The sequence below is a fragment of the Paraburkholderia sp. BCC1876 genome, assembly GCF_902833695.1.
Lineage (GTDB): Bacteria > Pseudomonadota > Gammaproteobacteria > Burkholderiales > Burkholderiaceae > Paraburkholderia.
In genome coordinates this window covers 1-15,766 of the sequence record NZ_CADFGI010000001.1, presented here as the reverse complement: position 1 = coordinate 15,766, position 15,766 = coordinate 1, and the positions used below count along the sequence as shown (strand labels likewise).

The window sequence follows — 15,766 nt, the reverse complement described above, 5'->3', positions numbered from 1 at the left end:
TCAGGCATGCCACTGCGGAGGGCTTACTTAAACGTCTGAACGCCCGTAATCACCGGATACGCCACCGAGAAAACTACATTCAAGAACTTCTGCACTTCTGCGATCGGCGCATTCGACACGTACAACAGATCCTTGTTATCCATCATGAAGCTCTGCGCGACGAAGAACGAGTTCGGGTCACGCAGATTCACGCGATACACCACCGGCACTTTGCCATCGGCGGTAGTACGCACGGGTGTATTCGGCCACGGCAATGCTTTTGCGTCTTCCAGCCTGAAAATAAACACACCCTGCGCGTCCGAACGTGAATCTTCCAGACCGCCAGCGCGAGCCAACGCCTGCGCCAACGTAATTCCTTGCGCTTCGAAATTGATTTCCTGATTCTTGCCTGTCGCACCAAGCGACGTGAAACTAAACGGCTGGAACAGTGCCGTCACGACATCGCCCGCATGCAGCGGCACATTTTGACGCGGATCGCGAATCACCGTTTCAAGCGGCAGCGACGCCACGATGTCGCCACGCGTGACCTGAAGCGTGATCTTGTCGACCGGCTGCTTGACGCCGCCGGCAGTCGCCAATGCGTCGAGCAGACGCTCGCCGCGTGCGCTCAGCGGCATGCGGTTGCTGCTCGCCACGTCGCCCACCACCGTGACGTACGACGTCGCATTGCGCGAGAGCTTCACCAGTACCTGCGGATCGTGCGCGATGTTCTTCAGGCGCGCCGTGATATCACGCTGCAATTGGGTCGGCGTACGGCCCACGGCTCTCAATTCGCCGGCGAAAGGCACATTGATCTTGCCGTCGCCGTCGATAGTCTGATCGGGCAGAACCGTTACACGTGCATTGGTCGTACCGCCCTTCGAGTCGATTTGCGCGGCGCCGAACAGCGTGGCGGGCGGCGCTTCCCAGATCGATACCTCGATCGTGTCGCCTACGCCAAGCTGCTGCTGGAACGTCGTGCTATTACCCAACGTAGCCGAGAAGTCGCCGATACTGCGCTCCGCAAAGAGCTTGCGCGCGACCTCATCCGTCACATCGACAATCTGGATCCCCGCCGGATTGGCGGCAGCGCCGGCATTGTTTATTTGTGAAGTACTGGGCCCCGAAGTCGGAATACTCGAGCAACCACTCAGCGAGACCGCCCCAAAGGCGACTGCGGCAAAAACCATACGACTAGACAGACGCGACATTTATTGCAACAGTTAGCAAGAGTTAGTAAGTAAAACTTTGGCGCGGATTGTCTCATGCACTCGGGTAGAATGGCGCGTTCTCGAGAAAAATGATTAGCAGAAGCACGAAAAAAAGTTCTGCGCGCCAGATAACAAAACCGCCAAAACCGTTCTACGCTCACGTGTCAACCCTCTTTCTCGACGTCACACGTCTTCTTACGCGCCTATTTGACGGGCTTTTGCCCACCGGCGTAGATCGCGTCGGCCTCGCCTACATTGAAAAATACGGCGCTAAAGCGCGTGCCATTCTTAGCGAGCGCGGCTTTTCCACGATGTTGAGTGAACGGGATTCGCAGCAAACGTTTGCATGGCTTCTCGCGTCCACTCGAAATCGGAATGCAATTCGCGCGCTAATCGCGCGCGCCTGCCTAAATCGCCTGCGAGAAACAAGGCTTAGCGGAATCCTGTTGCACACCAGTCACAACGGCATGGAATTCGACCGTTATTACGACGCAATGACACGCCGCCAGATTCGCTCCGTATTCATGGTTCACGATCTGATTCCGCTGACACACGCGGAATATTGTCGCCCTGGTGTCGATTCGATTCATCGGCGCCGTATGCACACAGCATTAAATCGGGCAAGCGGACTGATCATGAATTCGCAGGCCACGCTCGACTCGCTCACGGCCGAAGCGCAACGCGCCGGCCTCGAACAACCGCCCTGCGTGGTCGCACGTCTGGCCTCCGGCGTCATGCAACGCCCTCCTGCACCGCGTCCATTGCCCACGCCTTACTTCGTGATGCTCGGCACGATCGAGCCGCGCAAGAACCACTGGTTCATCCTGCACGTATGGCGCCGTCTCGTCGAACAACTCGGCGCGACCGCCCCGAAACTCGTCGTGATCGGCCGGCGTGGTTGGGAGTGCGAGAACGTCGTCGACATGCTGGAGCGCTGCGATAGCCTGAAAGGCGTCGTGATAGAAGAATCGCACTGCTCCGACGAGCAGTTGCATGCCTATTTGCAACACGCTCAGGCGCTCTTGTTCCCTTCGTTTGTCGAAGGCTATGGCATGCCGCTCGCCGAAGCACTCGTACTCAGAGTACCGGTACTCGCAAGCGATCTGGATGTATTCCACGAAATCGCCGACAACATTCCCGAGTACCTCGATCCACTGGACGGTCCGGGTTGGCTTGCTCGCATTCAGGCCTACTCTCGCGCGAATAGTCCCGAGCGTGACGCTCAATTGAAGCGTATCGAGAACTTTCGCGAGCCCACGTGGGCAGAACATTTCGAACACGTCGACGGCTTTCTCGAGACGCTGCGCTAGATGAAGCAACGTGTCGATGCCACCTGGCCCGGTCCTGTCTGGTCGCGCGGGCCATCGGGCACACCTTTACTGTCGTGGTTCGTCGTACCGCTGCGCGATACGCGCGCCGAAACGTTCGCTGCCGCATTGAATTCGGCGTTAAGCCGTAGCGATGAAGAAGACGGACCGTACACCGGGTCAGCCGTCGAACGTCTGATGCAACGTTTCGCGCGCAGCCATGCGTCGACCGTGCGCCGCGCACACAGCAACTGCCCCGCCGCGCTACTCGAAACCAGCCGCACAACCCGCGTGATGCTCATCGACGAGCGCGCGCGATCGAACGGCCTCGGCGCAGTCGCAACACGCAACTCATCGCAGGCATTCGCGCGTATGTTGCAAACCGCGCACGCGAAACATCCGCACGCCGAATTCTGGCTCGCACGATCGGACGATCAAGGCAGTGGGCGCTGGCTGTCGGCATCGACGGACATGTTGCCGCCCGGCATTCAACGCGTGGCCGAACACGAATCGTTGTGCGCCTCGTTGGCGCATGTCGATCACGTCTATACGCTCGGCGCGTCGGAAGGCATGCAAGCGCTGCTCGCGGGCGTTCAGGTTCACACGTTCGGCACACCCTATTACGCAGGCTGGGGCTTAACCCACGACGACCTGCTCTTCCCGCAACGCACCGCCCGCCCCACGCTCGCCGCCTTGTTCGACGTAGTGTTCCTGCGCTTCACCCGCTACCTGAACCCGGCCACGCACACACCCGGCACGCTCGACGATCTGCTCGACAGCATCGAATTGCAGCACGCCGTGCAACAGCGCTTCGCCGATCTGCGGAATGTGGTGGGCATCCGTTTCCAGTGGTGGAAGCGCCCGTTCGCGACGCCGTACATCAGCGCTAGCGGAGCCGCATTGCGCTGGACGCAAACGCCGCAATCGGTGCAGACCAACGAATGCGCGGTACTGTGGGGCGCTCGCAGCGCGGAAGGCCTCGCGCCCGAGGTTCAGCGCGTTCGCATTGAAGACGGCTTCTTTCATTCAACGGGACTCGGCTCGGACATGATCGCGCCGCGCAGCCAGGTGATCGATCGTCGCGGCCTCTATTTCGACGCGAGCCAGCCCAGCGATCTGAGCGTGCTGCTGAACGAAACCACCTTCTCCAAAGCCGAATTGGCGCGCGCGGCAGCCTTGCGCGACAAGGTCGTGAAACTTGGCGTCACCAAGTACAACCTCGGTCGTCGGCGGCCCGCATGGACCGCGCCGGCGGGCAAACACATCGTGCTGGTGCCCGGCCAGGTGGCCGACGACGCGTCGATTCGCCTCGGCACGCGCGCGATCGGCACGGCCGACGCGTTGCTGCGCGAAGTGCGCAGCTTGCGTCCCGATGCCTTCGTGGTCTACAAGCCGCACCCCGATGTACTGTCGGGCAATCGGCAGGGACTCGTCGACGCGCAACAACTCGCGGATATCGTCGATACGGAAAGCGATCTGTTGTCGCTCGTCGACGCGGCGCATGAAGTTCACACGTTATCGTCGCTGGCCGGCTTCGACGCGCTATTACGCGGCAAAGCGGTGTTCACCTACGGACTGCCGTTCTACGCCGGCTGGGGATTGACCCACGACGCGCTCGCGCCGCTGCCGTGGCGGCATCGCACGTTGACGCTCGACATGCTATGCGCGGGCGCGTTGCTGCGCTATCCGCTCTACTGGGACTGGCACACGCGCCTCTTCACCACACCGGAAGCCGTGGTGGAACAACTCGCGCCGCAAGCTGCCCGCCCGCTCGAAAAAGTGCGCGGTAACCGCATGCGGCCGCTGCTCAAAGCAATTCGCTGGACACGCAACGGAATACGCCATGCCGCATGGCGCGTCCAGCAGCGGCTCAGGAATCGCACGCAATAGAACGTGAACTAGCCGCGGCTCTTCAACTGCATCGCGACGAAGACAAGGAAAAAGCCCCGCAAGACTTTCGTCTTGCGGGGCTTTTCAACAACCAGCTGCGTTTTCCGCTTAGCGGGACATCATGTGCATGCTGACGTTATGCATGACCCACAACGTGCCGCCGATCACGATCACCGCGGTCAGCACCGTGAAGGCGAACGCCATCACGTTCCAACGTTGCGCCGACGACGAATTCAAATGCAGGAAGAACACCAGGTGAACGACGATCTGCACGAACGCGAGACCCGCGATCGCGAGCAGTGCATTCTCACCGGACAGCGTGCCCGTCATCACGAGCCCGAAGGCCGCGACGGTCAGAACAACGGAGAGAATGAAACCGATCGTATAGCTGCCGAGGCTGCCGTGACCTTCACCCGAGTGTGCGTTATGGCTATGGTCCATTTAGATCACGCTCGCAAGATAGACAAAGGTGAAAACGCCGATCCACACGACGTCCAGAAAGTGCCAGAAAAGGCTCAGGCACGTCAGGCGAATCATGTCGCGTTCGGTCAGGTCGCGGTGCCGCGTTACCTGAATGGCGAGCACCACCATCCAGATCAGGCCGAACGTGACGTGCAGACCGTGCGTGCCGACCAGCGTGAAGAACGACGACAGGAACGCGCTACGGCTCGGACCCGCGCCTTCGGCGATCAGGTGCGAGAACTCGCGCAATTCCAGCACCAGGAACGACAGACCGAGCAGGAACGTTACGCCGAGCCAGAAGAGCAACACGCCCTTACGGTTCTTGTACGCGCCCAGCATCGCGAAACCATACGTGATACTGCTCAGCAGCAGCATCGTGGTCTCCAGCGCGACGCCCGGAATCTCGAACAGGTCCTTGGCGGTCGGGCCGCCGGCGAACTGGTGGCCCATCACCGCGAACACCGCGAACAGCGCCGCGAAGATGATGCAGTCGGTCATCAGGTACAGCCAGAAACCGAACACCGAATGCGACGGCACGTGGTCCGCGTCGTGGTGATGCGCGTCTGCGGCTGCGCCCACGTTAATTGTATTGCTCGACATCAATCCACCTCCATCGCCAGCTGGGCGCCTGCGCCCGAGCGCTTCTCTTCGATCGCCGCGACTTCAGCCGCCGGGATGTAATAGCCTTCGTTCTTCTGGAAGCTGTAGACAATCACCGTGCCGATCGAGCCGACCAGACCGATGATAGCCAGCCACCAGATGTGCCAGACACCGGCAAAGCCGAGCACCAGCGAGAACATCGCAGCGATCAGACCCGCCGACGTGTTCGACGGCATGTGAATGTCGCGATACACCGGCTTGGCTTGCGCGCTCTTGTCCGCCTTCATGTCGGCGAACGCGTCCAGCTTGCGCACCGTCGGAATGATGGCGAAGTTATACGACGGCGGCGGCGAGCTCATGGCCCATTCCAGCGTATGGCCGTCCCACGGATCGCCCGTGAGGTCGCGGTTCTCCGGCAAATTGCGATCGCGAATGCTGACCACGATCTGCAACACCTGGAAAGCGATACCGATAGCGATCAGGCCCGCACCGGCTGCGGCCAGGATCAGCCACGGGTGCCACAGCGGGTTGTCGTAGTGGTTGATACGGCGCGTCATGCCCATGAAGCCGAGCACGTACAGCGGCGTGAACGCGACCCAGAAACCGATCTGCCAGAACCAGAACGAAGCCTTGCCCAGCTTTGCATTCAGCTTGAAGCCGAACGCCTTCGGGAACCAGTAGTTGAAGCCGGCCAGATAGCCGAACAGCACGCCACCGATAATCACGTTGTGGAAGTGAGCAATCAGGAACAGGCTGTTATGCAGCACGAAGTCCGCGCCCGGGATCGCCATCATCACGCCGGTCATGCCGCCGATGGTGAAGGTGATCATGAAGCCGATGGTCCACAGGATCGGCGGCGTGAATTCCAGACGACCCTTGTAGATCGTGAACAGCCAGTTGAACACCTTCACGCCGGTCGGAATCGCGATCACCATCGTGGCGATACCGAAGAACGCGTTGACGTCGGCGCCCGAACCCATCGTGAAGAAGTGATGCAGCCACACGAGGAACGACAGCACCATGATCGCGCAGGTCGCCCACACCATCGTCTTGTAGCCGAACAGCGGCTTCTTGGCGAAGGTCGCCACGACTTCCGAGAAAATACCGAATGCCGGCAGGATCAGGATGTACACCTCAGGGTGACCCCATGCCCAGATCAGGTTCAGGTACATCATGGCGTTACCGCCGCCGTCGTTCGTGAAGAAGTGCATGCCGAGGTAACGGTCCAGACCGAGCAGCGCAAGCGTCACGGTCAGGATCGGGAACGACGCCATGATCAGCACGTTGGTGCACAGCGCGGTCCACGTGAACACCGGCATCTTCATGAAGGTCATGCCCGGGGCGCGCATCTTCACGATCGTCGCGAAGAAGTTCACGCCGGTCAGCAAGGTGCCGATACCGGAGAGCTGCAAGCTCCACAGGTAATAGTCGACCCCGACACCCGGACTGAACTGCAATTCGGACAGCGGCGGATAAGCCAGCCAGCCGGTTTGCGCGAATTCACCGATCACCAGCGAGATGTTGATCAGGATCGCGCTGACTGCCGTCATCCAGAAGCTCAGCGAGTTGATGAACGGGAACGCTACGTCGCGCGCGCCGATCTGCAACGGCACGATGATGTTCATCAGGCCGATCATGAACGCCATCGCCATGAAGAAAATCATGATGACGCCGTGCGCCGTGAACACCTGGTCGTAGTGATGCGGCGGCAGGTAGCCCGGGTTCGCATACGCGAGGGCCTGTTGCAGACGCATCATGATCGCGTCCGCGAAGCCGCGGAACAGCATGATCAGCGCGATCACGATGTACATCACACCGATCTTCTTGTGGTCGACCGACGTGAGCCACTCGGTCCACAGGTAGCGCCACTTGCCGAAATAGGTGATCAGACCCAGCACCGTCGCACCGCCGAGGGCGATCATCACGGCCGTGACCATGATGATGGGCTCGTGGTACGGAATCGAGTCTAGTGAGAGTTTGCCGAACATGCGTTACCCCTTACCCTTTGGCGCACAGTTAGCGTCATTCATGTTGTCGATGACGTTACCGTTGTTGTATCGGGCAATGATGTTGTGAAAGAGCTTCGGATCGACCGACGAGAAGTAGCGCACCGGGTCCTTCTCGCTCGGCGCCGATACCGTGTGGTAGCGGTCCATGCTGAGGTTGTCCGACGAAGCGCGTACTTTCGCGACCCACGCGTTGAACTCTTCCGGCGACGAAGCGAGCGTGCGGAACTTCATGTCCGAGAAGCCCTTGCCGCTGAAGTTGGCCGACTGGCCCGCGAAATTGCCGGCTTCGTCCGCGATCAGATGCAGACGCGTTTGCATGCCGGCCATGGCGTAGATCTGACCGCCGAGTTGCGGAATGAAGAACGAGTTCATCACCGTGTCGGACGTGATCACGAAGTTCACCGGCGTGCCGACCGGAATCGCCAGCTGGTTCACGGACGCAATACCGAGGTCCGGATAGATGAACAGCCACTTCCAGTCGAGTGCGACGACTTCGACGTTGATCGGCTTGACCTGCGACTCGAGCGGCTTGTACGGATCGAGTTCGTGCGTGGTCTTCCACGTCAGGACAGCGAGGAACAGAATGATCAGCGTCGGAATCGTCCAGATGGCGATTTCAACACCGGTCGAATGGGTCCAGCCCGGTTGATAGTCCGCGCTCTTGTTCGACGCGCGATAACGCCACGCGAACAGCAGCGTCAGCGCAATCACCGGAATGACGACGATCAGCATGGCCCAGGTGGACGTTGCGATCAGCTCGCGTTCCGCCAGACCCACGCTCCCCTTCGGATTCAAAATATCGAGGTTGCTGCAACCCGAGAGCAACAACACGAGGCTCGTGGACAGGAAACCGATCGACCCCCGCAGAGTCTTTCCTTTCATATCCATTGCCTCTTTTTTACGACTTCAACGAACGTCATTCGACCGCTCTCCATTAGTAAGCGCTCGCATAGTAGGGGCACGTCAAGCGCTAATAAAGCCTCGATTTAGCAACGATCTATTGCGTCGCAGCACTGTGCGACACGTTGCCGCAGGTTTCGCGCGAGGATCAGTACTTGCCGTGCTCACTTGCTGAGCTTCAAACAACCGTCACAGCACGAAAGTCCCTTCAAACAAGCAATAAAACGCAGGGCGACCTCAAGGGTTGCGCTGCGTCAGAGGCGTGCGACGAGACTTGTGCCAGACTGAAAAAAGCAGATCGACACTGCAGCCCCATTCTCCGGATGCTGCAGCAGCGAAATGCTTCATTCCACTCAACCCGGCGTGCGGGTCGTTGTGGCAACCGGCGCGGGCGCCGCTGCCTGCAGATGCTCGCCACCATCAGGCGCGGAGTCCGACGGATGCACCGAACGTTCCGATTGAGCCAGCAGCGTGCCGACCGACGGATCGATCGCGTCGGTGAACGGCTTCGGATTGAGGCCGATCACCAGCACCAGCAGCGCCATCGCGCCGAGCAACATGAATTCGCGGTTACCGAGATCCTTGAGTTTGGCGACGCGCGCATTCGCGATCGCGCCGAAGATCACGCGCTTGTACATCCACAGCGTGTACGCCGCGCTCAGGACCAGCGTGGAAGCGGCCATCGCGCCGATCCAGAAGTTGAAGCGGATCGCGCCCATCAGCACCATGAACTCGCCGACGAAACCCGACGTGCCCGGCAAGCCGATGTTGGCCATCGAGAACAGCATCACGAATGCGGCGAAGCGCGGCATGGTGTTCGCGACACCGCCGTATTCGGCGATCGAGGCGGTCTTGGTGCGGTCGTAGAGCATGCCCGTGCACAGCAGCATCGCGCCGGACACCACGCCGTACGACAGCATCTGCACGATCGCGCCGGCCTGGCCGATGCGGTTGAAGACGAACAGGCCGAGCGTCACGAGACCCATGTGCGAGATCGTCGAATACGCGAGCAGGCGGCGCATGTCGGTTTGCACGAGCGCCAGCAGGCTCGAATAGATCACCGCGATCAGCGAGAGCGTGATCATCATCGGCGCGAAGAAGTGGCTGGCCTGCGGTGCGATCGGCAGCGCGAAACGCAGCAGACCGTAGCCGCCCAGCTTCAGCATGCCAATCATCACGGCGGCGCCGGTCGGGCCGTCCAGGTGAACGTCCGGCAGCCACGTATGCAGCGGCCACATCGGCACTTTCACGCCGAACGCCGCGAGGAAGCCGAGGAAAATCAGCACCTGCGGCCACGTGCCGAGATGCGTCTCGCGCCACATGGCGAGGTCGAAGCTGTGCGTCTGGCTATATAGATAGAGCATCGACATCAGCATCAGCAGCGAGCCGAGGAACGACACGAAGAAGAACTTGATCGCGGCGTAGCGGCGGTTCGCCTGGCCCCACGTGCCGATCAGCAGGTACAGCGGAATCAGCGTGGCTTCGAACGAGATGAAGAACAGCATGCCGTCCAGCGACGTGAACACGCCCTGCATGAAACCCGACAGCATCAGGAACGCGCCGAAGTACTGCGCGGTGCGCTCGGTGATCGACTCCCACGAGGCGACCACGATGATGATGGTGGTCAGCGCCGTCAGCGCGACGAGCCACAGCGAAATGCCGTCCACACCTACATGCCATGCGATGTCGAAGGTCGGCGACCACTGAACGTTCTCGACGAACTGCATCGACGTCACGTCATTGCGGAAATTCGCGACCAGCGGAATCACCGGCAGAAAACCCGCCACCGCGCCAATCAGCGCGATCCAGCGGGTGCGGCTACGTGCCGCGTCGGATCCCGCGCGCAAGACCACCAGGCCAGCGACAATAGGGATCCAGATGAGTAGGCTAAGAAGAGGCAATGGCATGTGCTCTGTCGAAAACTCTGTCGAAAACTTGAAATACAAAACGCCGCGTCAACGCCTTCAAAAACGAAAGCATTGAAATGGATATGTAGGCTGAATTTCGCTGAAATTGACGTGGAAACGGTGGTGCCCGCCTCACGTTTACCCGCAGCCGAATGATCAAGGGTGGGAGATTACCAAGATAAGAATACTTTTGCAGCGCAACAATGCAGCAACGCCCGAGTCAATGCGTCATTGCCACGCACGGCCTTGCGAAATGGGTAGAAATGTGCAGACGCACAATGCCGTTTTGACGTGTCGGCGTGCGCAAATTTTGCCGGCAAATGAACGCAATTAAGCGTCAGTTGAAGACTCTTGCAGGGACGCCTCGGCGTGGTGCATGGGCCGGAATAACGCTGGCTGTGTCTCAGGGTCTTCCCGAGGTCATTTTCAGGCGGTTAGCAAAAATTTCGCCGGTGTTGAAGTCGAAATATTTTTTGATCGGGCACTCTAGAGAAACGTCGCTCTGCGCTCAAAAACGGCGTCGCCGGCGATCGGCCGGCGGGTTCTTTGAGAGTGGCCTCGATCGTCGCGGCAGCGGACTGCGCGGCTTACAGAAGCCGAATATACTTCGGCGGTTCGGCGGCGGCGTTTAGCCCTTTCAGCGATTGGTGCGCGTCATGCGCACGCCTGATCGATCGTCGGCCTCACTTTCGGAAACCGCATGCCTGATGATGAAGACGTCGTTCCCGCACTCGAGTGCCGTGGCCTCAGCAAGACCTACGGCACCGGACGCATCGTGCTGGCGCAGCTCGACTTCATACTCAGACCTGGTGAATTCGTCGCGATCATGGGCGACTCGGGTGTCGGTAAATCGACGCTGCTCAATCTGATCGCCGGCCTCGACAGTGCGGATAGTGGCGACGTGATCATCGACGGCAGTCCCGTCGCGCGCCTCGACGACAACGCGGCGACCCGTCTGCGTCGGCAGAAACTCGGCTTCGTGTTTCAGGCGTTTCATGTGTTGCCGCATCTGACGCTGGCGCAGAACGTCGCGCTGCCGCTGCTGCTCAACGAGTTACCCACGGACGGCGCGCTCGACATGCTCGCGGCGGTCGGATTGAGCGGACGTGGCAACGATTTTCCGCGGCAACTCTCCGGCGGCGAACTACAACGCGTGGCGATTGCGCGTGCGCTCGTGCATCGCCCGAAACTGATTCTCGCCGACGAACCTACCGGCAATCTCGATCCCGATACCGCGCACGACGTGCTCGGTCTGTTCCGCGCGCAAAGCAAGGCGACCGGCGCGGCCACCATCATGGTCACGCACTCGGAAGCCGCGGCGGCGGTGGCCGATCGCATCCTGATTCTTAGCGAGGGGGGTTTGCATGCGTTGGCGGGACGGCCGGCGCTGGACGGCCCAGAGTCAGGCTCAGAGTCGGGCTCGGGCCAGGCTCGCGTGCCCGCGCGCTCCTCCGGCCATGTCCGCTAACCCGCGCCAACCGCTGCGCATGCAAGGACATCGCGTGCTCGCGCGCTGGTTACTGGGCGCGGAATGGCGCAGTCATCGCGGCCGCGCACTGGTTGCGATTGCAACGATCGCGCTCGGCGTGGCGCTCGGCTACGCGGTGCAGTTGATCAACAGCGCGGCGTTCAACGAATTTTCCGCGGCGGCCCGCAGCCTTTCCGGCGAGGCCGATTTGCAGGTACGCGGCGCACAAGCCTGGTTCGACGAGTCCGTCTACCCGCGACTCGCCGACCAACCCGGCGTGGCGCTCGCCAGTCCCGTGCTGGCGCTCGATGTCACCGTGCCGGGCCAGAACGCCGCCCTGCCGTTGCTCGGTATCGATGTCTTCAAGGCCGGCCGTATCGCGCCCGATCTGATCGGCGTGCCCTCGACGGAGCGCCCGTTCGATACGCTCGCGTCCGATACGGTGTTCCTCTCCGCGGCCGCACAGCAATGGCTCAACGTAAAAACCGGCGATCTGCTCGCGCTGCAAAGCGGCACGGCGATCGTGCGTTTTCGCGTCGCGGGTGGCCTGGTCAGAACGCGGCCGGGTCAGCGGCTCGCGGTGATGGATATCGCCGCGGCGCAGTGGAAATTCGGCAAGCTCGGCAAGCTGTCGCGCGTCGACGTGCAACTCGAACGCGGCGTGAATCGCGAACGCTTCAAACAGGATCTGCAGACGCAACTCGGCAGCCGCTGGGTGATCGCCGAAACACGCGATGCCGAAAGCCGCACGGATCGCCTGTCGCGCGCTTACCGGATCAACATGAATGTGCTGGCGCTGGTCGCGTTGTTCACCGGCGCGTTTCTGGTGTTTTCGACCCAGGCGTTAGGCGTCGTGCGACGGCGCGCGCAGTTCGCCATGTTGCGCGTGCTGGGCCTGACGCGCGGTCAACTGCTGCGTCAGATCCTGATGGAAGGCGCGCTGCTTGGCCTGCTCGGCGCGCTGTCCGGACTCGCGCTCGGCTATGCGTTGGCGAGCGGCGCGCTGCGGTTTTTCGGCAGCGATCTGGGCGGTGGTTATTTTCCCGGCGTGCAGCCTCAAATCAGTTTCGAACCGTTCGCGACCGCGTTGTTTCTGACGCTCGGCATTGCCGTGTCGGTATTGGGTAGCCTCGCGCCGGCTTTGGAGGCGGCCCGCGCGCGACCCGCGGCGGCACTCAAGGCCGGCTCCGAAGAAGGCGCGTTGGCGCGGCTCGCTACGCCGTGGCCCGCGTTGCTGTGTTTGCTGGCCGCCGCCGTGCTCACGCAGATGCCGCCGTGGTTCGATACGCCGATCGGCGGCTATCTGGCGGTCGCGTTGCTGCTGGTCGGCGGCATTGCGTTGATGCCGCGTGTGACCGCGCTGGTGTTCGGTGCGGCGAGCCGCGCTTTCGCCTCGCGACGTCGTGCCGGTGCCGCGAGTACGCTGGCGCTGGCGCGTCTTGCGAATGCGCCTGGCCATGCGTCGATTGCCATAGGCGGGGTGTTGTCGAGCTTCGCGCTGATCGTCGCGATGGCGATCATGGTGGCGAGCTTCCGCGTTTCCGTCGAAGACTGGCTGGTCCATCTGCTGTCCGCCGATCTGTATGTACGGGTCGCGCCGAACGGTGACACCGGCGGCATGCGGCCGGATGAGCAGGCGCTTGTCGCCGCCGTGCCCGGCATCAGGACGGCCGCGTTCTCGCGCACCGCGCGTCTCACGCTCGATCCGGCACGACCGGACGTCGTGATGCTCGCCCGCGAAATCGACGCGGCCGATCCCGGCGCGAATTTACAGATGACGGGCGCAGTGCTGAGCCCCGCGGATTTTCACGCGGGTGAAATGCCGATCTGGGTATCCGAAGCCATGGTCGATCTGTATGGCTACAAGCCGGGACAACGTGTGCGATTGCCGCTCGGCAAAACAACGGGACAGGTGTTCGTGGTGGCGGGCGTATGGCGCGACTACGTGCGGCAGACCGGCGCGATTCAGATCCGGCTCGCCGACTACCGTCGCCTGACTGCCGACACGAGCGCAACCGAGATCGCGGTCACCGTTCAACCCGGCCAGCCAGTTGAACGCGTTATGGCGGGGCTCCGCGCTCTGCCCTTTGGCGCGTCGCTGGAGCTTGCGCAACCGGGTGAAATCCGCGCGCATACGCTGGTCATCTTCGACCGAAGTTTCGCGGTCACGTATCTTCTCGAGGCGGTCGCGATTGTGATCGGCTTGTTCGGCGTGGCCGCGACGTTCTCCGCGCAAACGCTCGCGCGGGCGCGTGAGTTCGGCATGCTGCGGCACGTCGGCGTAACCCGTTCGCAGGTGCTTGGCATTCTCGCGCTCGAAGGCGGCATGCTCACGGCCTGCGGTATCGCGATGGGCTTCGTACTGGGTTTTGCGATCAGCCTGATTCTGGTGTTCGTGGTCAATCCGCAATCGTTTCATTGGACCATGTCGCTGCATGTACCGTGGACGGCGCTGGCCACCGTCGCGCTGGTGATGCTGGCGTCGTCGTGTTCGACGGCGGTGATCGCGGGACGCGGCGCGGTGTCGGTGAATGCCGTGCGCGCGGTGAAGGAGGATTGGTGATGGGGGTTCTGCCGCTGGAGCGGATTCGCGACGCGATGCGCACGATCCCACTTTCACTCTCTCGCCATGGGTTGGGCTCTTGCGCGCATGTCGTGCATGTCATGCATGTCATGCATGTCGTGCATGTCATGCATCGACAGCGTATGTGCGGCTTGTTGTGCGTGGTTGCGCTGACTGCGTCGAACGCTTTTGCTGCCGCGCCTGAATTTGCCGCGGTCACACCGGACCACGCGATCGCCTTGCCGCAGGACAGCGGTGCACACCCGGCGTTTCGCACCGAGTGGTGGTACGCGACGGGTTGGCTCACTACGCCGGACCACCAACCGATCGGGTTTCAGATCACCTTTTTCCGCTCGGCAACCGGACACGACAGCGCCGATCCGAGTGCCTTCGCGCCGTCGCAGTTGATCATCGCGCACGCCGCGTTGAGCGATCCGGCGCTCGGCCATCTTGCGCACGATCAGCGCATCGCGCGCGAAGGTTTCGGCCTCGCCTATGCAAAACCGGTTAATACCGACGTCAAACTCGACACCTGGAAAATCGTCCGCGCCGACGACGGCCACTACAACGTCACCGTCGATGCCAACGGCTTTTCACTGCATCTCATGCTGACGCCTTCTCAAGCGCCGTTGATTCAGGGCGAACGCGGCTATTCGCGCAAAGGTCCGAGGCCCGAGCAGGCGAGTTATTACTACAGCGAGCCTCAATTGCGCGTGAGCGGCAGTGTCGTGCGGCCGGTCGGCGCCGGCGCTTCATCGCGCGGCGACACAGCGGTGACCGGCATGGCGTGGCTCGATCACGAATGGTCGAGTACCTTGCTCGACGCGAATGCCGTCGGATGGGATTGGTTGGGCGCGAATCTCGCTGACGGCTCGGCTTTGATGGCGTTCAAAGTGCGTAGTCGCGATGGACATGCCATGTGGGCACACGCGGCGCTTCGCAAACCCGATGGTCAGGTAACGCAGTTCAGTCGCGATGAGGTGGATTTCACGCCGGTTCGTACGTGGCGTTCGCCGCGGACCAATACGTCGTACCCTGTCTCGATGTCGGTGAAAACGGGCCCGCTGACATGGCGACTCGATCCGTTAATGGACGATCAGGAACTGGATTCCCGGCAATCGACAGGCGCGGTGTACTGGGAAGGCGCAGTGCGCGTGAGCCTTGATGGCGCGGACGTGGGACGAGCGTATCTGGAACTGACGGGCTATGCGGATGCGCTGCGGATTGGCAAGGAGTAGCCGCTTCGATCGGGGCAGTTTTGCAGGGGTATACGACTGCCCTGTGCTTGCGCACTTTTCCACGCCGTAAACGACAGAAACCCCACCTTTTAGGGTGGGGTTTCTGCTTTCTGCTAGGGAGCCTGACGATTACCTACTTTCACACGGGCAATCCGCACTATCATCGGCGTGGAGTCGTTTCACGGTCCTGTTCGGGATGGGAAGGGGTGGTACCGACTCGCTATGGTCATCA

At 61.4% G+C, this 15,766-nt stretch carries 11 protein-coding genes and 1 rRNA gene; 5 read left to right on the top strand and 7 right to left on the bottom strand.

The genetic code is table 11. The features are described 5' to 3' along the window. Positions 1-23: 23 nt before the first annotated feature. A complete protein-coding gene (locus HWY05_RS00060; protein ID WP_051980764.1) occupies positions 24-1,190 on the bottom strand; it encodes a polysaccharide biosynthesis/export family protein in 1,167 nt (388 codons plus the stop codon). A 161-nt stretch (positions 1,191-1,351) separates the two neighbouring features. Between HWY05_RS00060 and HWY05_RS00055 the strand changes: the two genes are divergently transcribed. Next, positions 1,352-2,500: a glycosyltransferase family 1 protein gene (locus tag HWY05_RS00055; RefSeq protein ID WP_176057742.1), complete on the top strand. Its 1,149-nt coding sequence runs from the start codon at positions 1,352-1,354 to the stop codon at positions 2,498-2,500. Further along, the gene (locus tag HWY05_RS00050; protein WP_176056996.1) at positions 2,501-4,387 is read left to right on the top strand and encodes a capsular biosynthesis protein; all 1,887 of its coding nucleotides are present in this window, start codon (positions 2,501-2,503) and stop codon (positions 4,385-4,387) included. It begins immediately after the preceding gene. A 108-nt stretch (positions 4,388-4,495) separates the two neighbouring features. Here the strand turns inward: HWY05_RS00050 and cyoD are convergent, their stop codons facing one another. The 5 genes from cyoD to HWY05_RS00025 all read right to left on the bottom strand — a co-directional run bounded on the left by cyoD (position 4,496) and on the right by HWY05_RS00025 (position 10,265). Continuing rightward, the gene (gene cyoD, locus HWY05_RS00045) at positions 4,496-4,828 is read right to left on the bottom strand and encodes a cytochrome o ubiquinol oxidase subunit IV (protein WP_035556882.1); all 333 of its coding nucleotides are present in this window, start codon (positions 4,826-4,828) and stop codon (positions 4,496-4,498) included. Further along, on the bottom strand, positions 4,829-5,449 hold the full coding sequence (cyoC, locus tag HWY05_RS00040) for a cytochrome o ubiquinol oxidase subunit III (protein WP_035556881.1): 621 nt from the start codon (positions 5,447-5,449) through the stop codon (positions 4,829-4,831). It lies immediately after the preceding gene. Next, positions 5,449-7,437 (bottom strand): cytochrome o ubiquinol oxidase subunit I, encoded by a 1,989-nt coding sequence (cyoB, locus tag HWY05_RS00035; RefSeq protein ID WP_035556878.1) that lies wholly within the window; start codon positions 7,435-7,437, stop codon positions 5,449-5,451. The genes cyoC and cyoB overlap by 1 nt, the downstream gene beginning before the upstream one ends. A gap of 3 nt (positions 7,438-7,440) precedes the next feature. Next, positions 7,441-8,340, bottom strand: a complete 900-nt coding sequence (gene cyoA / locus HWY05_RS00030) for a ubiquinol oxidase subunit II (protein ID WP_035563097.1) — start codon at positions 8,338-8,340, stop codon at positions 7,441-7,443. A gap of 371 nt (positions 8,341-8,711) precedes the next feature. Then, complete coding sequence (locus tag HWY05_RS00025; RefSeq protein WP_176056995.1) at positions 8,712-10,265, bottom strand: NADH-quinone oxidoreductase subunit M; 1,554 nt, start codon at positions 10,263-10,265, stop codon at positions 8,712-8,714. Between the two features lie 700 nt (positions 10,266-10,965). Between HWY05_RS00025 and HWY05_RS00020 the strand changes: the two genes are divergently transcribed. From HWY05_RS00020 to HWY05_RS00010, 3 genes are all read left to right on the top strand, one after another. Further along, complete coding sequence (locus tag HWY05_RS00020) at positions 10,966-11,733, top strand: ABC transporter ATP-binding protein (protein WP_244146445.1); 768 nt, start codon at positions 10,966-10,968, stop codon at positions 11,731-11,733. Further along, entirely contained in the window at positions 11,723-14,296 is a 2,574-nt protein-coding gene (locus tag HWY05_RS00015; protein WP_244146444.1) for an FtsX-like permease family protein, read from the top strand. Before HWY05_RS00020 ends, HWY05_RS00015 begins: the two co-directional genes overlap by 11 nt. 143 nt (positions 14,297-14,439) lie before the next feature. Continuing rightward, positions 14,440-15,534: a carotenoid 1,2-hydratase gene (locus tag HWY05_RS00010; RefSeq protein WP_244146513.1), complete on the top strand. Its 1,095-nt coding sequence runs from the start codon at positions 14,440-14,442 to the stop codon at positions 15,532-15,534. 120 nt (positions 15,535-15,654) lie between these two features. Here HWY05_RS00010 and rrf read toward each other — a convergent pair. After that, positions 15,655-15,766 (bottom strand): 5S ribosomal RNA (rrf, locus tag HWY05_RS00005); the annotation flags it as partial.

Bases quoted from the DNA above. Each gene is read 5' to 3' on its own strand.
- cyoC (WP_035556881.1), bottom strand. From the start codon at position 5,449: ATGTCGAGCAATACAATTAACGTGGGCGCAGCCGCAGACGCGCATCAC.
- HWY05_RS00025 (WP_176056995.1), bottom strand. From the start codon at position 10,265: ATGCCATTGCCTCTTCTTAGCCTACTCATCTGGATCCCTATTGTCGCT.
- cyoA (WP_035563097.1), bottom strand. From the start codon at position 8,340: ATGAAAGGAAAGACTCTGCGGGGGTCGATCGGTTTCCTGTCCACGAGC.
- HWY05_RS00010 (WP_244146513.1), top strand. From the start codon at position 14,440: ATGTGCGGCTTGTTGTGCGTGGTTGCGCTGACTGCGTCGAACGCTTTT.
- cyoB (WP_035556878.1), bottom strand. From the start codon at position 7,437: ATGTTCGGCAAACTCTCACTAGACTCGATTCCGTACCACGAGCCCATC.
- HWY05_RS00015 (WP_244146444.1), top strand. From the start codon at position 11,723: ATGTCCGCTAACCCGCGCCAACCGCTGCGCATGCAAGGACATCGCGTG.
- HWY05_RS00050 (WP_176056996.1), top strand. From the start codon at position 2,501: ATGAAGCAACGTGTCGATGCCACCTGGCCCGGTCCTGTCTGGTCGCGC.
- cyoD (WP_035556882.1), bottom strand. From the start codon at position 4,828: ATGGACCATAGCCATAACGCACACTCGGGTGAAGGTCACGGCAGCCTC.
- HWY05_RS00020 (WP_244146445.1), top strand. From the start codon at position 10,966: ATGCCTGATGATGAAGACGTCGTTCCCGCACTCGAGTGCCGTGGCCTC.
- HWY05_RS00060 (WP_051980764.1), bottom strand. From the start codon at position 1,190: ATGTCGCGTCTGTCTAGTCGTATGGTTTTTGCCGCAGTCGCCTTTGGG.